This is a genomic window from Flavobacterium panici, assembly GCF_024499525.1.
Lineage (GTDB): Bacteria > Bacteroidota > Bacteroidia > Flavobacteriales > Flavobacteriaceae > Flavobacterium > Flavobacterium panici.
The window spans coordinates 2,866,276-2,888,394 of sequence record NZ_CP100437.1 but is presented as its reverse complement, the minus strand read 5'-3'; the positions used below and the strand labels follow the sequence as shown (position 1 = coordinate 2,888,394).

The 22,119-nt window shown below is 32.1% G+C and carries 16 protein-coding genes; 7 read left to right on the top strand and 9 right to left on the bottom strand.

Translation table 11 applies throughout. From position 1 onward, the window contains the following. Positions 1 to 63: 63 nt before the first annotated feature. On the top strand, positions 64 to 1,380 hold the full coding sequence (locus tag NLJ00_RS12275) for an APC family permease (protein WP_256637388.1): 1,317 nt from the start codon (positions 64 to 66) through the stop codon (positions 1,378 to 1,380). A 65-nt stretch (positions 1,381 to 1,445) separates the two neighbouring features. Here NLJ00_RS12275 and NLJ00_RS12270 read toward each other — a convergent pair whose 3' ends face one another. The 3 genes from NLJ00_RS12270 to NLJ00_RS12260 form a co-directional block, all read right to left on the bottom strand. Beyond that, positions 1,446 to 3,785: a hypothetical protein gene (locus NLJ00_RS12270; protein ID WP_256637387.1), complete on the bottom strand. Its 2,340-nt coding sequence runs from the start codon at positions 3,783 to 3,785 to the stop codon at positions 1,446 to 1,448. Next, the gene (locus tag NLJ00_RS12265; protein ID WP_256637386.1) at positions 3,745 to 4,770 is read right to left on the bottom strand and encodes a hypothetical protein; all 1,026 of its coding nucleotides are present in this window, start codon (positions 4,768 to 4,770) and stop codon (positions 3,745 to 3,747) included. Before NLJ00_RS12265 ends, NLJ00_RS12270 begins: the two co-directional genes overlap by 41 nt. 177 nt (positions 4,771 to 4,947) lie before the next feature. Continuing rightward, the gene (locus NLJ00_RS12260; protein ID WP_256637385.1) at positions 4,948 to 7,581 is read right to left on the bottom strand and encodes a valine--tRNA ligase; all 2,634 of its coding nucleotides are present in this window, start codon (positions 7,579 to 7,581) and stop codon (positions 4,948 to 4,950) included. 244 nt (positions 7,582 to 7,825) lie between these two features. Here NLJ00_RS12260 and NLJ00_RS12255 point away from each other — a divergent pair, with 244 nt between their 5' ends. Then, on the top strand, positions 7,826 to 8,206 hold the full coding sequence (locus NLJ00_RS12255; protein WP_053471178.1) for a DUF1573 domain-containing protein: 381 nt from the start codon (positions 7,826 to 7,828) through the stop codon (positions 8,204 to 8,206). 200 nt (positions 8,207 to 8,406) lie between these two features. On the opposite strand, the gene NLJ00_RS12250 is transcribed toward NLJ00_RS12255, so the two are convergent. The 5 genes from NLJ00_RS12250 to NLJ00_RS12230 form a co-directional block, all read right to left on the bottom strand. After that, a complete protein-coding gene (locus NLJ00_RS12250; protein ID WP_256637384.1) occupies positions 8,407 to 8,898 on the bottom strand; it encodes a hypothetical protein in 492 nt (163 codons plus the stop codon). Between the two features lie 95 nt (positions 8,899 to 8,993). Then, positions 8,994 to 11,123, bottom strand: a complete 2,130-nt coding sequence (locus tag NLJ00_RS12245) for an OmpA family protein (protein ID WP_256637383.1) — start codon at positions 11,121 to 11,123, stop codon at positions 8,994 to 8,996. A gap of 10 nt (positions 11,124 to 11,133) precedes the next feature. Continuing rightward, complete coding sequence (locus NLJ00_RS12240) at positions 11,134 to 12,063, bottom strand: PorP/SprF family type IX secretion system membrane protein (RefSeq protein ID WP_256637382.1); 930 nt, start codon at positions 12,061 to 12,063, stop codon at positions 11,134 to 11,136. Between the two features lie 19 nt (positions 12,064 to 12,082). Then, entirely contained in the window at positions 12,083 to 14,713 is a 2,631-nt protein-coding gene (locus tag NLJ00_RS12235) for a gliding motility-associated C-terminal domain-containing protein (RefSeq protein ID WP_256637381.1), read from the bottom strand. 159 nt (positions 14,714 to 14,872) lie between these two features. Continuing rightward, positions 14,873 to 16,198, bottom strand: a complete 1,326-nt coding sequence (locus NLJ00_RS12230; protein ID WP_256637380.1) for a PDZ domain-containing protein — start codon at positions 16,196 to 16,198, stop codon at positions 14,873 to 14,875. Between the two features lie 122 nt (positions 16,199 to 16,320). Here NLJ00_RS12230 and NLJ00_RS12225 point away from each other — a divergent pair, with 122 nt between their 5' ends. The 5 genes from NLJ00_RS12225 to lgt all read left to right on the top strand — a co-directional run bounded on the left by NLJ00_RS12225 (position 16,321) and on the right by lgt (position 21,375). Further along, complete coding sequence (locus NLJ00_RS12225) at positions 16,321 to 17,517, top strand: pyridoxal phosphate-dependent aminotransferase (RefSeq protein WP_256637379.1); 1,197 nt, start codon at positions 16,321 to 16,323, stop codon at positions 17,515 to 17,517. A gap of 204 nt (positions 17,518 to 17,721) precedes the next feature. Beyond that, on the top strand, positions 17,722 to 18,393 hold the full coding sequence (folE, locus tag NLJ00_RS12220; RefSeq protein ID WP_091495932.1) for a GTP cyclohydrolase I FolE: 672 nt from the start codon (positions 17,722 to 17,724) through the stop codon (positions 18,391 to 18,393). 132 nt (positions 18,394 to 18,525) lie between these two features. Beyond that, positions 18,526 to 20,004: a cysteine--tRNA ligase gene (gene cysS, locus NLJ00_RS12215; RefSeq protein WP_256637378.1), complete on the top strand. Its 1,479-nt coding sequence runs from the start codon at positions 18,526 to 18,528 to the stop codon at positions 20,002 to 20,004. A gap of 95 nt (positions 20,005 to 20,099) precedes the next feature. Beyond that, positions 20,100 to 20,348, top strand: a complete 249-nt coding sequence (gene yidD, locus NLJ00_RS12210; protein ID WP_053470979.1) for a membrane protein insertion efficiency factor YidD — start codon at positions 20,100 to 20,102, stop codon at positions 20,346 to 20,348. Positions 20,349 to 20,415: 67 nt separating this feature from the next. Beyond that, the gene (lgt, locus tag NLJ00_RS12205; RefSeq protein ID WP_256637377.1) at positions 20,416 to 21,375 is read left to right on the top strand and encodes a prolipoprotein diacylglyceryl transferase; all 960 of its coding nucleotides are present in this window, start codon (positions 20,416 to 20,418) and stop codon (positions 21,373 to 21,375) included. 60 nt (positions 21,376 to 21,435) lie between these two features. On the opposite strand, the gene NLJ00_RS12200 is transcribed toward lgt, so the two are convergent. Further along, the gene (locus NLJ00_RS12200; protein ID WP_256637376.1) at positions 21,436 to 22,047 is read right to left on the bottom strand and encodes an acyloxyacyl hydrolase; all 612 of its coding nucleotides are present in this window, start codon (positions 22,045 to 22,047) and stop codon (positions 21,436 to 21,438) included. Positions 22,048 to 22,119: the final 72 nt, after the last annotated feature.

Genomic DNA, 22,119 nt, shown 5'->3' with positions numbered 1-22,119 from the left:
TTTGTTAAAAAATGTATCTCTTTTTATAAGTACTTTTGTTTGTATAAAACATAAAATCCAAATATGTCTGATTCTACAAAAAACCAATTAAAGAAAAGTTTAGGTCTAAGTTTTAATATTGCCGTTTTAATTGGAGGAACAATTGGAGTTGGGATTTTACGCACGCCAGGCTCGATTGCAGATTTATTAAATAATTACTGGCTTATTCTTGCATCTTGGCTTTTTGGCGGTTTGTATATTTTATTTGGCGCTAATTCGTATGCAGAACTTGCAACGATGTTACCAAAAGCCGGAGGATCTTATAATTATATCAAAAGAGCTTTTGGTGAATATGCAGGATTTTTATCAGGCTGGTTTGATTATATTACAAATGCTATTCCGCCTGCATTTTACTGTATTGTAATCAGCGAATATATGATTATTTTGTTTCCTGCTCTTGCTGATTATTCAACAGTAATGGCAATTTCCTTATTAGCTGCTTTTGTATTGATTCATTTGAGCGGTGTAAAAAACGGAAGCGTAATTCAGCAGATTACAAGTTTTGTGAAAGTAATTTGTTTTGTAGCTTTGGTTGTAGCATGTTTTATGTATTCCGGCGTTGAAATTGCTCCAATTAAAACAGATAATTCGTTTTTTCAAATCGGACTTTTATTCGGATTCTTTAAATCATTACAACTTATTATAGGAACTTATAATGGCTGGAATGCGGCTTGCTTTTTTGCGGAAGAAAATGACGATCCTGGTAAAAATATTCCGAAATCATTATACAGCGGTGTTTTACTTGTTGTTGCCATTTATGTTTTGGTAAATGCGGCCTTTTTTCATGTTTTACCAATTGAAACTTTAGCCAAATCAAATCTTGCTGCCGCCGATGTTGCTAAAATTCTATTTGGAGAAAACGGTGCTATTATCGTTACGGTAATTTCTATATTTTCTTTAATAAGTATTTTGAATGCTTTTATGATGATTCCGCCAAGAATTCTTTACGGATTAAGCCGTGACGGATTTTTTATCGAAAAGGGAACTACTGTAAATAAAGGCGGAACGCCAATTGTGGCGCTTTTAGTATCATCACTTTTCAGCTTATTGCTAATTATTTTTGTCGGTTCTTTTGAAGTTTTGTTCGGATTCGCCGCTTTTATCTCCATTATTGTTTGGGGATTGGCTTATTTTTCACTTTTAAAACTAAGAACTTCTGAGCCAGATTTACCAAGACCTTATCGTTCATTTTGGTATCCGTGGACTACAATAATTGCTATTATTGCTTCGATTGCTTTATTAATCGGATTTATTTACAGCGACCCAAAAAGCTTTATTGTTATTTTGGGAATTACTATAGTTTCTTATCCTTTGTTTTTGGTTATCAAGAAGAAAAAGTAAATATTGCGCATAAAAAAACCTAACAGGTTTTATCCCGAGTCTTCGGGACTGTTAGGTTTAATCATTTATCTTCTTGCCTTAAAATAGTCTTCAAAGGCATTACAACCAAAAGCTAACCTGTCATAATCATATTCATAATTTAATTCCAAATCCTTATAGTATCTATTTTTATTCCAAAGAAAAGTTTCATAATTTTTCTTTGGTTTATTATAATCATCCGGATATTTATGAGCTAATTTATTTGCCTCACACCTAGCCATCATACTTAGACACAAAGCTTTAAACTTAGCTGTTTTAGCATTTTTATACGCCTGTGTATAATATTTTTTTGCCAGATTGCATTCATAATATTCATTGTTATCTTCAATAGGAAAATCTCTAATATCTGTTGTTTCTCCTTGTCCGTAACGTCTCATTTGCCAAAGGCTTCCATAAATACTCATGTTATAGTAGCAGTTGGCAACCAAAAAATTATAATAGTCTTTATTTTTCTCTGCAGGACTTGAAGCTTGTTTTAAATACCAAATTAATTTTTGAGTTATTGCATATTTATCAAACCTAAATATTTTTTTTTGCACAACAAATTCTGGCGTGTATTTTAAAACAAGAAAAGGGTCTTTTAATCTATTGTCACAATTTTCTTTTTCCCACAAACAATCAGAATAATTAATTTCTCTATATGATTTGTTATCATTTTTTTCAAAATAAAACAAAGCCTGTTCTAATTTATTCTGACGAATGTATTTTGTGCCTATTAAATCGTAAAGTCTTGGAATTTCTTTTTTAATAAAACTATGTTTCCAAACAGAAAATTTATCTGAATCTTTTTCACTTTTTACAGTTTCATCAATTATGGTTTGAACTTGTTCCGGAGAATAAAAAACATTGATATAAGTAAAATAGTCCGAATAATAATCTGTGTAGTAACCAACTTTTGCCTTTGAGCTTTTCCAATAAGCGAAATTATAATAATTATAATTATCTGGATTTTCCTCTAATTTCGAATATAGAAATGAAGCATCAATTCGATTTCCTTTAAATTCTAATTCTCTTCCAATAGCAAATAAAAATTTCTTGTGGTTTTTATTTTTTAGCAAAATAGGTTTAACATCATTCAGAATAACTGCTTTTTCATTTTTTTGATTTGCTGTTAATGCCAAAGCTTTAATAATCTCAATCTGATTATAAAGTGAATCTTTTTTAGGTATGTTTTTCTCTAATTGTGAAATTTGATTTAAACAACCCTGATTATCCTTTGTTACAAATGACAAATAAGCTTTACAAGTTTCCCAAAAAATAGGATTTTGTACTTTTTTTAAATTAAGGTTCTTGATAAAATCCAATACTTCACCAGCATAAATTCGGTCGCTTTCTACACGTTTCATAATTTCCTTGACCGAATTCTTTTCATTTTCATCATAAGATACTATCGATGGGTTAAAAAGAGAATAATAAGGTGTAAAAACCCAGTCTTCAATTTTATTGACTTCTCTTAATAGCAAAAATGAAAGTCCATCCAATTCAGGATTGTATTTATAAACCTGTTTTAGATAATCAAGCGAACGGTCTGCTTTTTTTATTCCACCAAGTAAATAAACATTTGCTTTTTCCTTATTTGTTTTAGCGTATTTTAAAACTTCTTCAATGGGAATTTGTGAATTAAATGCAGATGAAACTACAAAACGCTTATCCGGTGCATTTGCAAAAACCTGCGAGGCATAAAAACTAGCAACAGCTTTGTCTGGTTCTGCAAATGTTCTGAAATACAAACTCCAATATTTTAATATATTATCTTGTTTTTGAGTTTCGAAAACCTTAGCATATAAAGTTCTGATTTTTGGAAAATCTCCATTGTAATATGCTAATCGTATGGCTAAAAAAGTATATCGTTGTTTAAGGTTTTTGTTTTTAATTGAATTTGAAACCAAAATTGCCTCATCAATACATTTTGTTCTGTTTTCAACCTTTAATGATGCAGGATTATGCTCCCAAAGATTCTCATTAAAAATATTAAAAACTTCGCATTTTTTGGCAAATTTCAAATAATTGACAGCGTCAATATCTTTGATTTTATAAAGGTAACGAAGCATTTCATTTGTACTTTTATCTGTAATATCTTCTAAAGTAAAATCAAACAAAACCTCTTTTATCGATTCCAGAGAAACTTTGTTTCTGCAATATTGCATCCAAAGTTTTTCATTTGCATCCATTTTTATTATTCCATCTGCAAACTTTTGATTTGGACCAAAAGAGTCTGAAGAATAATCAAAACCAGAATACCAGTAATAGTTGAAGTTTTCCGGATTAAAAAACGAAAAACGAACATCTTCGCCATAAGGATAAAATCCGCAGGCAAAAATAGCATTACTTGCTAAAATTAGTATAAAAACCAGAAAGTGCTTCATCGTTGTATTTGCTTAATTGTTCTTCGTCTAAATGAAATAATGTTACAGTTGTTTCAGGATCAAAAACAACATTTTTCTTGATAATTTCAATGGCTTGGTTTATTTGTTCGGGAGTCAATACTTCATATTTAATTTTATCCCCTATTCTCAAATAAAAATCGCCTGCAAGCTGATCTTTTGTCACTTCATACCACAATGGTTTTATTTTTTTTAATGATTCAAAAATTTCCTTTTGATTGTCATAAATTACTTTTGAGAATTTATTATTCTGATACACCTGCATCCAGGAATAATTGGGCAATGCAATATCGAGATGCAACGGATATTTTTTTTCTTTATTAAGGTAAAGACCTAATTCCTTAAGGTCCAGAATAGAATTTTTAGAATGATTTTCCAGCGGGTTTACTAAGTTATAACACATCAAAGTTGCTTTGTCGACCGGCGGAATTCCCATTTTTTCAGGATATTTATAAGGATACAATCGTAATGTACAACTTATTTGCTTTTTAGAAATCGCTTTTAATTTCTTCAAAAAATAGAAGTAATTGTCTTTTGTTTTTAAAGTCCAGTCGCAATCCATTTGAAATTCAGTAACAGTATTAGCCTTCTCAAAATTCTCTTTTGTGTATTTATTTATAAGAAAGTTTACATTATCTGCCAAAGTATCCATTCTTTTTTCATTGGTGTTTTTAAAGACTTCGTTTTTTATATATACAGTAGGAACAATAGTTAGTATTTGTTCTCCATAATAGCGTAAAGATGTTTTTGAAATAGGAAAATCTCCATAATTTTCATCATGATCTACTTCAAAAAATTTGACATATAGCTTATTAACTTGTAAATCGCGCATTCTTGCCTTTTCATTGTCGGATAACTGCCAAGAATTACTTTTCCAGTAATAAAAAGATTTTTCAACGTTTTCTACTTTATTAGAACAGCCCAAAAAAAGAGAGGAAATAAACACAAACAACACGATTTTTTTCATTCAGAAGAGAGATTTTATTTTAATAGAAATCGTATTAAAATTATATCATTTTTGAGATATAAAATTTAAAAAATAAAAATATTTTTTAGCTAAAAACAAAATATTTTACAAATAAGAAACCCGACAGATTTTAAAAAAATCTATCGGGTTTTTATAATAAGAAAGAAATTCTGGTTTTTATTTCAAACCAGCTAAACTCTGCTCGATTGTAGCAATTTTTGCTAAAGCATCGGCTTGTTTTTGTTTCTCTATATTTAAAACTTTTTCAGGAGCTCCGTTTACGAATTTTTCGTTTGAAAGTTTTGCTTCAACAGATTTCAGGAATCCTTTTGTATAATTCAATTCTTCTGTCAGTTTTGCGATTTCAGCTTCAACATCAATATTTCCGGTAATTGGAATGAAATACTCATTTGATTTTACACGGAAAGATAACGCACCGTCAACTTTCGCAGAAACATATTCGAAAGCAGAAACGTTTCCTAATTTTGTTACGATTGAATCAAAATGCGTCGTTAGATTTTCGCTGTTGATTGCTTTTAATTCGATCGTATCTTTAAATGGAATATTTTTGTCTTTTCTGATAGTTCTAATTCCAGAAATTACTTCTGTAATATTATCAAAATCAGAAATTAAATCAGCATTAAACGGTTTTAATTCTGGCCAAGTCGAAATAATTAAAGCTTCTTCCGGAGTTCTGTCAGCAATTAACTGCCAGATTTCTTCCGTTAAGAAAGGCATAAATGGGTGAAGTAATTTTAAATTACTTTCTAACATTTCGATTGCTTTATCAAACGTTGCTTTATCAATTGGCTGTTGATATGCTGGTTTGATCATTTCTAAGAACCAAGAACAGAAATCATCCCAAACTAATTTATAGATTGCCATAAGAGAATCTGAAATTCTGTATTTCTCAAAATTATCTTCAATGTCAACTAAAGTCTGCTGTAATTTCGCTTCGTACCATTCGATTGCTACTTTTGATGATTCCGGCTGCGGAATTGTTTCTGAAACTTCCCATCCTTTGATTAATTTGAAGGCATTCCAGATTTTATTTGTAAACGATTTTCCCTGAAGACATAATTCTTCATCAAACATAATGTCATTTCCTGCAGAAGCGCTTAAAAGCAATCCTACACGAACACCATCAGCTCCGAATTTATCGATCAAATCTAAAGGATCAGGAGAATTTCCTAATGATTTAGACATTTTACGACGTTGTTTATCACGTACTAAACCAGTCAAATATACATTTGTAAAAGGTTTTTCACCTGCATATTCGTAACCTGCAATAATCATTCTGGCAACCCAGAAAAATAAAATATCCGGACCTGTAACCAAGTCGTTTGTTGGGTAATAATATTTATAATCTGCACTTTCAGGATCCATTATTCCGCCAAAAACTGACATTGGCCATAACCAGGAAGAAAACCAAGTATCTAAGGCATCAACATCCTGTGTTAGGTTATTGATTGTTAATTGTTGATTGTTAGTTTTTTCTTGTGCTAATTTTAAAGCGTCTTCAATGTTTTCTGCAACTACGAAATCTTCTTTTCCGTCTCCGTAATAATAAGCGGGAATTTGTTGTCCCCACCACAATTGACGAGAAATATTCCAATCGCGAATGTTGTTTAACCAATGCGCATAAGTGTTTTCAAAACGTTTTGGATGTAATTTAATATCTCCTGTTTCTAAAACTGATTTAATGGCAGGTTTTACCAATTCTTCCATTTTCAAAAACCATTGATCTGATAATCTTGGTTCGATTACGGCTTTTGTTCTTTCAGATGTTCCTACTTTATTTAAGTGGATTTCGGTTTTTGCCAAAGCTCCAATTTCTTCCAGTTCTTTTGCAATTTCAGTACGAACTACAAAACGATCTTTTCCTTGATAATGTAATCCGAAGCTATTTAATGTAGCATCTTCATTAAAAATATCAACGATTTCAAGATTGTGTTTTTCACCTAATGTTTTATCGTTCATGTCGTGCGCAGGAGTTACTTTTAAACATCCTGTTCCAAATTCTACATCTACATACTCATCTTCAATAATTGGAATTACACGGCCGCAAATAGGAACGATGGCGCTTTTACCTTTTAAATGTGTAAAACGCTCGTCGTTTGGATTGATACAAATTGCAGTATCTCCAAAAATTGTTTCCGGACGAGTTGTGGCAATGGTCAAAAATTCCTCAGTTCCTTCGATTTTATATTTTAAGAAAAATAATTTTCCTTGTTGTTCTTCGTAAATAACTTCTTCATCAGATAAAGTCGTTTTTGCTTCCGGATCCCAGTTTACCATTCTATATCCTCTATAGATCAAACCTTTGTTGTATAAATCAACAAAAGAACGAATTACGGATGCAGACATATCTGGATCCATCGTAAATTTAGTACGTTCCCAATCGCATGAAGCTCCAAGTTTTTTAAGCTGATCTAAAATTACACCCCCATATTTATCTGTCCATTCCCAAGCATGTTTTAGGAATTCTTCACGAGTTAAATCATTTTTATTGATTCCTTCTGCTTTTAATTTAGCCACAACTTTTGCTTCAGTTGCAATAGAAGCGTGATCCGTTCCCGGAACCCAGCAGGCATTGAAACCTTTTAAACGTGCTCTACGAATTAAAACATCCTGAATAGTATTATTCAACATATGTCCCATATGCAAGACACCAGTGACGTTTGGAGGCGGAATTACAATAGTATACGGCGTTCTATGATCTGGTTCTGAATGAAAATAGTTGTTTTTCATCCAGTAATCATACCATTTGTTCTCAATCGTCTTAGCGTCAAATTGTGCTGGAATTGTCATTTAAATAGGTTGTTTTAATCGTTAATTCGTTTAATCGTCAATTTGTTTATTTATTCAATCTTTCCGAGTGGTTCGGTTAACCGATTAAACTGTTAAACAAATAAACTAAAAACTTTGGTTCAATTTTTGTAATTGTAATTGACAGCAAAAGTAAATAATTAAGTACACTATAAAAAGCGAATTAATAATTTGTGTGTTAATTAAAAGAATGTATATTTACTTACAACTTAAAAATAATTTCAAGATGAAAAATGTTGCCTCTTTTATTGCAGTCGTATTGTTTAGCGCAATAGGTTATGCACAAAATGGCCCAAAAATTGAATTTGCAGCCCCGGACAATACAATTGATTATGGAAAAATTTCTAAGACTGATAATGGAGTTCGCTCCTTTGAGTTTACTAACACCGGCGATGCACCGCTTTTAATTATTGGTGCAGAATCGACAGTTAGTTCTATAGTTGTTACAAAACCTGCAGCAGCTGTAATGCCTGGTAAAAAAGGAAAAATTGATGTTAAATATAACATGGCTGCTGGCCCAATTCGTAAAACAATTACGGTTGAAACCAATGCTGTAAACTATCCTGATGGCCGCGTTGCCTTAAAAATTAAAGGCGAAGTTTTATAACAAAAATAAAATCTAATAAATAGTAAAAGCCGTTTCTTAAATTTAGAAACGGCTTTTTTTATGATGAATTAAAGTCACTTTTTGATGATTTTGTCATTTCGACGAAGGAGAAATCTCCGCAAGTAACTCCGCAACGAGTATCCAATCTTTGTCGAGCTTCTCGTGGAGATTTCTCCTTCGTCGAAATGACAATATTGTGGCTATTTTTCTGTTTTCACAGCACATTCAGCTGCATCAAATTTATATTTTACACGATCAAAATCAATTGGCTGGTCTTTTACTAAGTAAGTAACTCCCATTGTAGTCTGCATTGTTCCGTTTCCTAAAATAAGCTGTTTGTCTTTCTTTAAAAAAGCCATTGGGTTTTTAAATGTTTTGTCTTTAGTTGCTAAATCCTTAAAAGTATAATCAGCAAATAAAGTATCTCCATGAAATTCTCCTTTAATTTCACCCGTTCTTACGGTTGAAGGCGCAACTTTCATAATCATATTTCCACTTAATTTTCCGCTTTTTAAAGTGTTAAGTTTTAGTTGAAGAGTATCTTTTTCATATATGGCCTGATAACACTCCGTTTTTACAACTATTTCAGATTCAGCTTTTGCTGCTTCAGCTTGTTTTTGTTTTTCTTCATTTTTACAGCTTTGAAATCCAATGCAGATAAATACCAGACAAGGTAAAACTAGGTTTTTCATATTTCAATATTTTGTTTCAAGGTTATTTTATAAAATTAAATAAAAAAGAAGCCAAAATAAAGGCTTCTCAATTAAATTATTTGTTTTCACAGAATTTATAAATTCTTAATCACAAATTCAGATCTTCTATTTAATTCATGTTCTTCTTCAGAGCATGCATCATCGGTTTTACATTTTATAATTGGCACCGATTCTCCGTAGCCTTTAGCAGAAACCCTTTTGGCATCAATTCCGGATTGTATGATAAATTCTCTGGTCGAATTGGCTCTCTTTTGAGATAAATTTTCATTGAATTTTGCATTTCCACGAGAATCTGTATGCGAACCAATTTCGATTACCATTCCCGGATATTTATTCATCAGTGCTACAACTCTTCCTAAAACAACTTTTGATTCTTTACGAATGTACCACATATTGTAATCGAAATAAATTGGATCTGTTTTAATAATTAAACGATCTTTATCTCTTACAACATCTTTTTCCTGCTCTAAAATTTGTTTTACTTTTTCGTTCTTTTTGATTTCTGCGGCAGCGATTTCAGCTTCTTTAGCTTTTTTCTCTTTCTGCTTTAATTCTACAGCGGCAAGAACTTCTTTTTTCTTGTTTTCTTCCTCTATAACAATTTCCTGCTGTCTTTTCTTTTCGGCATTTTCTTTTTCTTCGAGTTTGATTTTTTCCAAAGATTTTAATGCTAAAGAAGCGTCATTTTCTTTATCTCTGATATTATCTAAAGTTACCGTTTTAGATTCATTTGTATATTTTTCTTTAAAAGCCGAAACTTTATAAGAAGCTTCACATGGAGCTCTAAAACTAAACTTTCCATCTGCAGAAGTTGTTGCTGTATTCAGGGTTTTATTATTTGAATCCTGCAGTATTACGGTTGCATTTTCTAAAACCAATTTAGTGTCAATATCTGTAATAATACCTGTAATTAACTGATGACAATCTTCAACAATTAAATCTTTAGTTTCTTTAAATTGATAAATATCGTCACCGCCCTTTCCTCCTTCTCTATTTGATGCAAAATATCCTTCTTTGGTTTCCGAATCTATATTGAATGCAAAATCGTCTAAATTTGAGTTTAATGGAAGCCCGATATTTATTGGTTTTGAATATTCATTTCCGTTTATTTCAGAAACAAAAACATCCAAAGATCCGTAACCTAAATGCCCGTCAGAAGAAAAGTAAAGTTTATTATCTGCGGAAGCAAAAGGAAATTGTTCTCTTTTATTTGTATTAATTTCGGGACCTAAATTCTTTGGAGTATCAAATGCACCTTTGTTTATGTTTACCGAATAAATATCAAAAGAACCTATTGAACCCGGCATATCTGAAGCAAAATACAATACTTTTTCATCAGCACTAAGCGCAGGATGTTCTACTGAATAATTTGGACTATTAAAAGGTAACGATGTTATATTTGTCCATTTTCCTCCGACTAATTCTGCCTTGAAAATTTGAAGGTTTGAAATTTTCTTTTCGTCTTTCTTTTTCTTTCCGTTTTTAGAATTATTCCTTGTAAAGTAAATAGTTTTACCATCTTTTGTAAAAATGGCATTTGACTCATGCATTCCGGTTTTTAATTCCTTTGCAAAATAATGCGTAATAGAATCTGCTGCATTAATATTTTTTAGCGGAACTGTAACCAGATTTAAATAGGTTTCGCCATCCCATTTAAATTTTTTATCGAATATTCCCGGTTTTAACTTAACTCCTGCAAAAACTAGGTTGTCTTTATATTTAACTGCTCCAAACTCAGAATTTGGTGTATTTATTGGAAGATTTTTAATTTCAAATCTTTTTCCAATTGCCGAAACATTTTCTAGAGTTTTTACGTCTTTTTCGTAATTTACTGCATCTTCGGGATTTGATGATTTTGAATAATATTCTTTTAAAACAGTATTTGCATCATTGTATGCATTTGTAGCTTTTAGAGTTTGTGCGTATCTAAAATAATATTCCCTGTCTAAATTGTCATTATAATTTTGAATCAAAAGACGATAATAGCGCTGTGCTTTTACTAAATCATTTGTATAATAATAAGAATCGGCAAGGTTTTTTATTACTTCCTGAGATGGTTTTTCTTCGGCTAATTTTTCATATAAAACAATAGCTTCGCTGTAGTAAGTTCTATCAAAAAATTTCTTTGCTCTAATCAATTCCTGATCCTGAGCGTTTATAAACTGTATTGAAAATACGAATATAATAACGAGTAGTTTTTTCATATTTTTCATTTTAGAAGAATCTTGGTGATTTATCAAATCCTTTACCTAATAAATCCAAATCAAAAAGCAGCATAATTTCATGTGTTCCCGAATTAAACTGACCTAAATTGGTAAGTGTATAATCGTATGCATAACCAACTCTTAAAGTAGGGGTTACATTAAAATTAAACAAAGCACTTACCGAATCGTCAATTCTATAAGCCGCACCAAGTTCAAATTTTTCATTATACAAAACATTGGCTGTTAAATCTATTGAAATTGGTGCTCCTTTTACAAATTTTGTCATAAATGCAGGTTTCACTTTCCACATATCATTTACCTGGAAAACATATCCAGCGGTTAGGAAAGTGTGAATGTTTTCAGCTCCAAAAGCATTCACTCCCGATTTGTCTTCAATATATTTTGTCCTCAATAAGTTAGGAACCGAAAGTCCGACATATAGATTATCTCTAAAATAATAAGCTCCTACTCCAATGTTTGGTTTAGTAGCATTTATGTTTTCGGCGAAAGCCATATCTGTTGCAGGATCATTAAACTTAAATCCATTGAAATTGGTTTGCATTGATGATAGTCCAGCTTTAAGACCAAGAGAGAGCTTATTTTTTCCTCCTAACTTTAAAACGTATGCAAAATCAGCATAAATATTGTTTTCTTTTTTAGCACCATCACCAATATCATCTGATATAAAGGAGAGTCCGGCTTCGACTTTATCAGATATCGCCGTGTGACCAAAAAAGGTAAAAGTTTTTGGCGCGCCAACTGCGCCAACCCATTGTGTTCTGTACAATCCACCAAAATTCATCATAGCAGGAACTCCAGTTGCATATGCCGGATTCACCACACTCATGTTGTACATATAATGTGTGTATTCAGGATCCTGCTGCGCAGAAACTGATGTTATATAGAAGAAGAAAGTTATATAGAGTATTATTTTTTTCATTTGAAATTTATATTAAAAATTATCGATTTAAATAAAGACGCCCTTGTTGAGGAGGTCTATTGTCTTTATTAAAATAGAGAATGTAAAAATATACTCCGTTTGGTGCTATTCCGCCGCCAATTCCACTTTGTTCGTAATTTATTCCATCCCAAGCCGGCTTATTTTTAAAGCCTTTATACATTCCGTTTCCATATCTGTTAAAAATTTCCAGTGAATAATTTGGGTATAAAAAATCGATGTCCGGAATAGTGAAAGTGTCGTTAATTCCGTCTCCGTTTGGAGAAAATCCATCGGGAACAAAAAATGTATATTCTGGAGAATCACAAACTATTAATGAAACCGTAACGGCAATATTTTCTTGTGAAACACAATTTTGTGTCGGCGAAAAATCAAACCCATAATAAGTTGCTTTATCTACTAAAGGAGTTGAAGCCGAAAGCAAGTTTCCATTATTTGGTGCGTCATACCAAACAACAGTTGAAGGTGATCCAGTATTATTTGATAAATCAAGAATTGTTGGATTGTCTAAGCCACAAAAGTTTTGCCCGTCCTGGTTTAAAGTTGGCGCTGGTATATCATTTATTGTTACAGTAATTTGCGTTGCAGGAGATACACAACCAGCAGCAGAAGTTTCCTTAACAAAATAATCTTCAGATTTTAAAACATATGTATTTGGAAGAGGTGTAACTTCGGTCGCAGAAATATACCATTTATATTGAGCTCCCTGAGGCTGCAAATTTGCAATAGTGGCTTGATCTCTTTTACAAAATTCCTGATTGTTTACTGATGGCGCAGCCGGAATTGGATTTAATATAAAAGTACCTGATATTCCCGTTACGTCACTTTCACAAGTGGTGATATTGTTCTTTATTTTAATAATAGAAATTATTGTTGAACCAGAACTTACAAGCAAGCTTGACGGAATAATAAAACTAGCACTCCCGTCTACTGGATTTAAAACAATCGTTTCTACATTAGAAATATTACTTCCCGAAAGTTTATAAGACAAAGTAACGTCTGTCAAAGTCTGAAAACCAGAGACGTTTACTTTTACTTCTTCACCAAAACATACATTTTGAATCTGCAATCTTAAAAGTGATCCATTTGGCAGAGGATTAATGAGAATCTCACCTGATAAATTGGCTGCATTAACGCATTGTGAAACTACATGTGTAATTGCTGTAATGGTTACAATAGAGGTACCACTTCTTGAGTTAAATATTTCCGGTACAACGAAGGTTGCATTTCCTCCTGATACAGTAATTCTAGCAACTTGTGAAGATACATTTGTTGCTCCTGATAGTTTATACACTATATCATAATCTCCATCTGCCAGTTTAACAGCATTTGAAATCTGGATTACAGCATCTTGATTTTGGCAAGTTACTGCGGGGCTAATTACTGCTCCAGATAAATCTGGATTGGGATAAATAATTAAATCATCAAACAAATTATTTATAACGTTTTGACATGCTCGAGCGCTGTTAGTAGGATAAATTGCTAAAATAGTAATTCTAAAAGTTCCAACTTTTTTAAAATTTTCTGAGTCAATAGGAAACGTAAGAACTCCATTTACGAAATTTGCGGCAATCTTTACATATCCTAAACGACCAGAAATATTGTATTCAACAAAATAACTACCGTTAGGAATATTTGCAAGTCCTTTTGTTATTGTTCCATTATAAGTGGCTGTTGGGATTTCTGTTTCACATATATCCGAATTAACTTCTAGAATCGCTCCCGTAAAATCAAGCTTATTCTCAAGGCGTATAAGTACTGTAGTTTGATCATCTGCACATATTGGATTTGTTGATGGAACGACATAATTGAAACCATATGTTCCTTCTCCTAGTGTATTATAAATATTTTCAACATTAACGTTGTGGTCCCCTTTAAAAGTTAATTCATTAGTTCTTCCCTCTATCCAGTTTCCTCCAGTATCATACCCAGAAATCAGACTATATAAATCGAAATTTGTATAAGCAGATAAACCATCACTTGCACATAAAATTAAAGCCGACGTCGCTTGCCCAGAATCTGGTGCTCTAAAAACAGTTACTATAGCTGTTGATGACATTGCTGGACAAGTCCCTATTGCAGGCATTGTATATGTAAAATAAAAAGTTCCTTCTAGATTTTCAACATTTACAGAAGATCCAAAAACATTCTCATTTGTAGTATCGTTGTGCCACTGCCCATTAAACTGCGGACTTACATCAACTCCGTTAAACGCTTGAAAAAGATTAAAATTAACTACAGAACTACAGACAGAAACATTTGGTGAAGTAACCCCGGAATAACCTCCTATAGTTACTGTAACGGTTGCCGAATTATCAACACAACCAGTATTTCCTGTAACTGTATAAGTATAACGATATATACCACTTGCTCTAATCACCTGAGCATTTAAAATTCCCGTAACTAAATTTAATCCACCTGAAGAATTATCATCAGTCCAAACTCCTCCTGTAACAGGAGATCCGCCTAGTAGTGAGAATAAATTTATTGTTTTGCTGCTGGGATTGGGAATATCACAAACTGTTAAACTTGCGTCATTCCCTGCACATTGAGCATTTACTATTTGAGGTAAAAATGATAAAAAAACAAAAAATAAAATTATACGTAAGAAATCATTGTATTTTTTGGCCATAAACTGCTATTTTTTGATAAACTTAATAAATTATTAATGTTTGTTAAACAAAAAAGTAGTTTTAACACTTATTTTTTCACAAAATTCAAACAATTTTAAAAATCATTAATGAAACAAAACTTTTTAATCTAAAAAATTTAAAGAATCATAATCCATAATTTACAACTCATCTTCGAGTTTAAATCTAAACTTCAAAATCAAGCTGTTACGCTCTACTTCGAGATTAATCCATTTATCTTCTTCTGACTTTAAAAGCTGGTTAATTTGCTGCAACGAATATTTATAAGGCCGTTCACCATTTATGGAGGTTATAATATCTCCTTTTTGCAATCCGCATTTTTCTGCTGCAGATTGTTTTCTAATATTGACAATCTCATAAACGGGTTTCAAAGAAAATTTATATCTAAAATTTCCCCCGTTATTTTGGTTTGGTTCTCCTTCATTTAGTGATGCAGCAACCTTTACAGTTTCCAAATGAACAGTTTCCTGAACCCATTGCAGTCCATTGTGCTGGATTGTAATTCCACTTTTATTATAAGTAAAAGGATCTTTAAACTTGTGATTTTTTTTAAGGTACAACTTTTTATCTGCATAATCTAAAACTACTGTAAAACGCTTTAAGATTTCTCCGCCAACAGAACCAATACGGTCCGGAACCATCTTTACATTTTTAATAGATGTCGAATCTGGAAAAGCTACAATTGGTTTCTTAAATTCAAATTCATCAATTATAAATTTTTGAATTCTTGCACGATGCCCTTCAATATCTCCACTAAAACCTTTTCCCAGAAAATCAGGAAAATTTCTCTTCGGGAGTTTTATTATATTGTTTTCAAAAATCCAAAAAGCATCACTATTACCAATATCAATTAATAATTTTGCCGGAATTTCTTCATCGTCTACAACTGCAGTTGTGTAAATATAAGGCTTAGATTTTTCAATTGTAATAGGTATTGCTTTAAATTTTTTATCTAATTTTTTTCTAATAGATTCATTATTTGAATGCACAATAATTTTTCGCTTTTCATAATTGACTTCTACAATATTATTTTTAAAGAATTTATGACCAATAATTCCATTTACCGGAATACCAATATGTGACGAAAGATTAAAACTTTGATCTAAAATCACAAACAGCATATGATTATCAGATCTTAATCCGTGTGTTTCAAAAGTATTTTTTGTCGATTTAAGTCCTTCAATTTCACTCTCAGATCCTAATCCTCTAAGTCTGATTTTTTCGACGTTATTAAATTTAACCTCCTGCATTTCATCCATACTGAATAAAATAGTTTCTTCGACACCAGAATCTAACAAGAAATTCAGCTCGATTCCGTTTACTTTAATTGGAATAAAAATGAGGTTATTTATCAATTTAAAAGGAATTACAGCCTTTTGTTTGTTATTTTGGATAATAAAACTATCCTGAGATTTTACACAAAAAGGTAACAATAACCCAAAAAACAACACTATATATTTTTTCATTGACAATATTTTATTATAAAATTAGTAAATATATTTATTATTGTTAGATTTTTATAAGTCTATGCATTGTTTACGTTAAATTCGAAAAAAAAATGCATTTTTGCACTTCAATAAAAAATCTCATGCCAACAATTTCAAGCAAAGGCAGAAACATGCCCGAATCACCGATACGCAAGCTTGCTCCTTATGCAGATTTAGCAAAGCAAAAAGGACACAAAGTGTATCACTTAAACATTGGTCAACCGGATATCAAGACACCCGAAGTGGCCATCGAGGCGGTAAAAAATATTGATTTAAGTATTATAGAATACAGTCCGTCAGCCGGATATGAAAGCTACAGAAAAAAATTAGCAAAATTTTACCAACGCCAAAATGTAAATGTTAACTCAGAAGACATCATTGTTACAACTGGTGGCTCTGAAGCCCTTTTATTTGCACTGGCCACAATTACAGACCCTGGAGATGAAATCATTATTCCAGAGCCTTTTTATGCTAATTATCACGCGTTTGCCTCTTCTACAAGTGCAACGGTAATTCCTCTTGTTTCGACTATCGAAACGGCATTTGCTTTGCCAAGTATTGAAGAAGTCGAAAAGTTGATTACACCAAAAACAAAAGCAATTTTAATCTGTAATCCGGGTAATCCAACCGGATATTTATATTCAGAAACTGAAATTAAACAATTAGCAGGTTTAATTAAAAAATACGATTTATACTTAATTGCTGACGAAGTATATCGTGAGTTTTTGTATGATGGAGATGATGTACACTATTCAGTTATGAATTTAGAAGATGTACAACAAAACGTAATCATGGTCGATTCAGTTTCAAAACGCTACAGTATGTGCGGCGCGAGAATTGGATGTTTGATTACTAAAAATAAGGAAGTACTGGCAACAGTAATGAAATTTGCTCAGGCGCGTTTAAGTCCGCCAACAATTGAGCAGATTGCATGCGAAGCCGCAATTGATACGCCTCAAAGTTATTTTGACGAAGTAATTGGAGAATATAAAGAGCGTCGAGACACTTTAATTTCAGAATTAAATAAAATTAAAGGTGTAGTTGTAACTAAACCAAAAGGTGCCTTTTACTGTATTGCTGAGTTACCTATTGCAGATTCTGATGATTTTGCTCAATGGCTTCTAGAAAGTTATGACTTAAATGGCGAAACAGTTATGATTGCTCCTGCAAAAGGATTTTATTCAACTCCTGGAATGGGATTAAATCAGGTTCGTATTGCATATGTTTTGAATAAGAAAGACTTAGTAACTGCTGTAAATATTTTAAAAGAAGCACTTTTGGCATACAACAGCAAATAAAAGACAAACTAAACTTAAACTTTCAAAAGACAATATCCATTCGTGTTATTGTCTTTTGTATTTTAAGGAGTCACACAATTAGACCATTTTTAAATTATATCCAAAAAGGATCAATTAAATAGTAAAAACGATAGAAAAGGTTTCCCATTTATTAATTATCTTTACCCCCTTAAAAAGATATACCCATTATAATAGTAGTTTTTAATGATAAATAACGAAGATTTTTTAGACGAAATAGGTGACAGTCATTTCAGCAGTAATGCAAAAAACCCTTTAAGAGCGGACGCATTTGACATAACTGATGAAGAAAAAATAGAAAAAATTAAAAAAGATGTTGAAAACATTCTGCAAACGCTGGGAATGGATTTGACAGACGACAGCATAAAAGGTACTCCAAACCGAGTAGCCAAAATGTTTGTAAAAGAGATTTTTGGTGGTTTAAACCCTGCAAAACAGCCAAAAGCTTCAACTTTTGACAATAATTACAAATACGGTGAAATGTTAGTAGAAAAAAACATTACTGTTTATTCTACCTGCGAACACCATTTACTGCCAATTATAGGGCGTGCTCACGTTGCTTATATTTCAAGTGGAAGAGTTATTGGTTTATCAAAAATGAACCGTATTGTTGAATATTATGCTAAAAGACCTCAGGTTCAGGAGCGTTTAACAATGCAGATTGTTCAGGAACTTCAAAAAGCTTTAGGTACAGAAGATGTTGCGTGCGTTATTGATGCGAAACACCTTTGTGTGAACTCAAGAGGAATTAAAGATATTGAAAGCAGTACAGTAACTTCTGAATTTGGCGGAAAATTCAAAGATCCTCAAACTAAAAGAGAGTTTTTGGATTACATTAAATTAGATACTCAGTTCTAATTTTTTACGATATTTCTATTATATTTATGGTCTAGCCCTGATGGAAGCGGCATTGTTTTATGGTCTCGTCTTTACGAGATAAAAGATACAGCAGACAGCAGGAATAGCTCCTAAAAAATCAACTAAAAAAATATGCCACTATATAGCAGTCAACCCCTAAAAATATACAATTCCCTTTCGGGTGAAAAAGAAAATTTCAAACCAATCCATGAAGGAAATGTTGGAATGTATGTTTGCGGACCAACGGTTTATAGCAATGTGCATTTAGGAAACGTAAGGACTTTTATGTCTTTTGACGTGATTTTCAGGTACTTTTTACATCTGGATTACAAAGTTCGTTATGTTCGAAATATTACCGATGTTGGCCATATTGTAGATGATGTTGATGAAGGTGAAGATAAAATTGCTAAAAAAGCACGTTTAGAGCAGCTAGAGCCTATGGAAGTTGTTCAGCGTTATACGGTTGACTTTCATGACATTTTAAAAGCCTTCAACTTTTTACCGCCAAGTATTGAGCCAACTGCAACCGGACATATTATTGAGCAAATCGAAATTATCAAAAAAATAATTGATACCGGAATTGGTTATGTTGCCAATGGATCAGTTTATTTTGATGTTGTAAAATATAACGAAACCAATAATTACGGAGTTTTAAGCGGCAGAAATATCGAAGATATGCTTGCTAACACCCGTGATCTTGATGGACAATCGGACAAAAGAAATCCGCAGGATTTTGCACTTTGGAAAAAAGCTGAACCAGAACATATTATGAGATGGCCTTCTCCCTGGAGCGATGGTTTTCCAGGCTGGCACTTAGAATGTACTGCAATGAGTACTAAATATTTAGGGAATCATTTTGATATTCACGGCGGTGGAATGGATTTAAAATTCCCGCATCACGAATGTGAAATTGCTCAAAATGAAGCTTGCACAGGACAATCGCCGGTAAATTACTGGATGCACGCCAACATGCTTACTCTTAACGGAAAGAAAATGGCAAAATCTACCGGAAATAATATTTTACCGGGAGAGATTCTAAGCGGTGATAATACTATTTTAAGCAAAGCTTTTTCTGCTTCTGTAACTAGATTTTTTATGCTACAGGCACATTACAGAAGTATTTTAGATTTCTCTGATGACGCGATTACAGCTGCCGAAAAAGGATATAAAAGATTAATAGAAGCTCTTGAAGCATTACCGACAATAAAAACCAGTTCATCAAGTTCTATTGATTTTGCCGCATGGAAACATGCTTGTTATGACGCAATGAACGACGATTTTAACACGCCAATTTTAATTGCGCAGTTATTTGAAGGCGTTCGTTATATCAATTTATTGAAAGAAGGAAAAGAAACCATTTCTGCTGAAGATTTAAAATTATTTTCAACAGCAATTAATGCTTTTGTTTTTGATGTTTTAGGTTTAAGCGATGAGAAAGCAGCAGACAGCAATAACGATAAATTAGAAGGTGTTGTAAACATGCTTATCGGAATGAGAAATCAAGCGAGAGCCGATAAAAATTTCGCTCTTTCAGATCAAATTCGCGATCAGTTAATTGCTTTAGGAATTCAGCTAAAAGACGGTAAAGAAGGAACTTCTTTTAGTATTTAATAAAAAGAAGTATTCAGTGTTCAGTATTTAGTGTTCAGATTTGCACTTTACCTTAAACTGATCACTAAATACTGAACACTGATTACTAATAAAATATGTTTTCAAAAATTCTGATATATCCGTTTGTAATACTGGTGCGCTTTTATCAAACTGCGATTTCACCTTTTACACCCGCTTCATGCAGGTTTGAACCAACATGTTCGACTTATATGATTCAGGCATTGCAAATGCACGGATTATTTTACGGAGGATATTTAGGAATGAAACGAATTTTAAGCTGTCATCCTTGGGGAAGAACTGGTTATGATCCCGTTCCTGAGAAGAAATGTTCACATAAACATTAACTTTTTATAAAGACTTGCTCCACATTTAATATTTATTTTTACAACATATAAAAAAACATTACACTATATGACACAGCCTTTAAACATCGTTTGGAATCCTTCAGAAGGAATAGATTTAGGATTTTTTATGATTCGTTATTACAGTTTAATGTTCGTAATCGCTTTTGGTTTAGGATGGTTCCTAATGAAAAAGATTTTCGAACGCGAACATGAATCGTTAGACAAATTAGACTCATTATTTGTCTGGACTGTTTTAGCAACGTTAATTGGAGCTCGTTTAGGTCATGTTTTCTTTTATGATTGGGAATATTTTAGAAATCATTTACTTGAAATATTTTTACCAATTAAAGAAAATGAACATGAAACACTATTAGGTTTTATTAAAGGCTGGGAATTTACAGGTTTTCAAGGTTTAGCGAGCCATGGTGCTGCAATTGCTATTATTGTTGCCATGTATTATTACAGCAAAATGATTTTAAAACGTCCGTTATTATGGATTTTAGATCGAGTTGTAATTCCAGTTGCAAGCGGTGCTATTTTTGTTCGCTTAGGGAATTTTTTCAATTCTGAGATTATTGGACATGAAACTACATCGGCTTTTGGAATCCGTTTTTTACATGATAAATTCAGCAAGGCAGAAGCAGTAAATGCAACTCAAATCGCCAATCCAAAAGAAGCTTATAATGCAATAGCGACAGATCCCAAATTTGCTGATTTATTGGCGCAGGTTCCTGCAAAACATCCAACTCAATTATACGAAGGATTTTGCTACATTTTTGTATTTGCTGCTTTATATTTCTTGTATTGGAAAACCAATGCCAGACTTAAAACAGGATATTTATTTGGATTATTTTTAGTTCTTTTATTTGCTGTACGTTTTGTCGTTGAATTTGTAAAAGAAAGTCAGGGAGGTATCGAAAAAGAATTAGGTTTATTCTCAACCGGGCAATGGTTAAGTATTCCTTTTATTATAATTGGTCTTTTCTTTATTATTAGAGCGCAAAGAAATCCTTTAGCGACTTCTTAATAATTAAATAAGAACCTTAAAATATAAAAGTCCAGTATTTAGAAATACTGGACTTTTTTTTTATAGTGGATATGAAATTCCAAATTCTATATTTTTAGTATTGTAACCTGCATTCTTACTACTCAATCCTGCATTAGAAACGTGCCGTAATTCAGGACGAATATCAAATTGGATCTTCTGTATCCTAAAAGAAAAACCAAGTGCTAAAACATCTGCAAAAGCAAAACCTTTAGACATTCTTTCGGTTTCCGTATCTGTTATCATTGGACCTACACTTCCCAAAACATAAAAGGAGCAATTTTTATTGATTGGTTTCCGAATTAAAAAACCAAGATTCAGTACATACTCACGAACATCTTTTAACTGCGTATATCTATCTCTTTTCTCTTGATAATCCGGAGTTTCAGGCTTCACAAAATAAAAATTCAACAATTGATGTTTGGCATAATTTATTTCGGGCTGAACCAAAATTTCATATTGAAAATGTTTTGTCTCTTTCAATTTATAATATAACTGCGCTTTATAAAAGTGATTTTCAAAAGTGTAATCTTTATTATTGAATTCACTTCCAAAACCATAATTAAAACCAATTGAGAATCGCGAGTTATCTTCTTGCGCAGTAATTCTTAATACGCTAAAAAGCAATAAACATAAAAGTAATTTTCTACCCATAAATCATTTTAAAGTTCATTAAATATAATACAAAAAAAAGATCCAGCTTTCACCGGATCTTTTTAATATAGT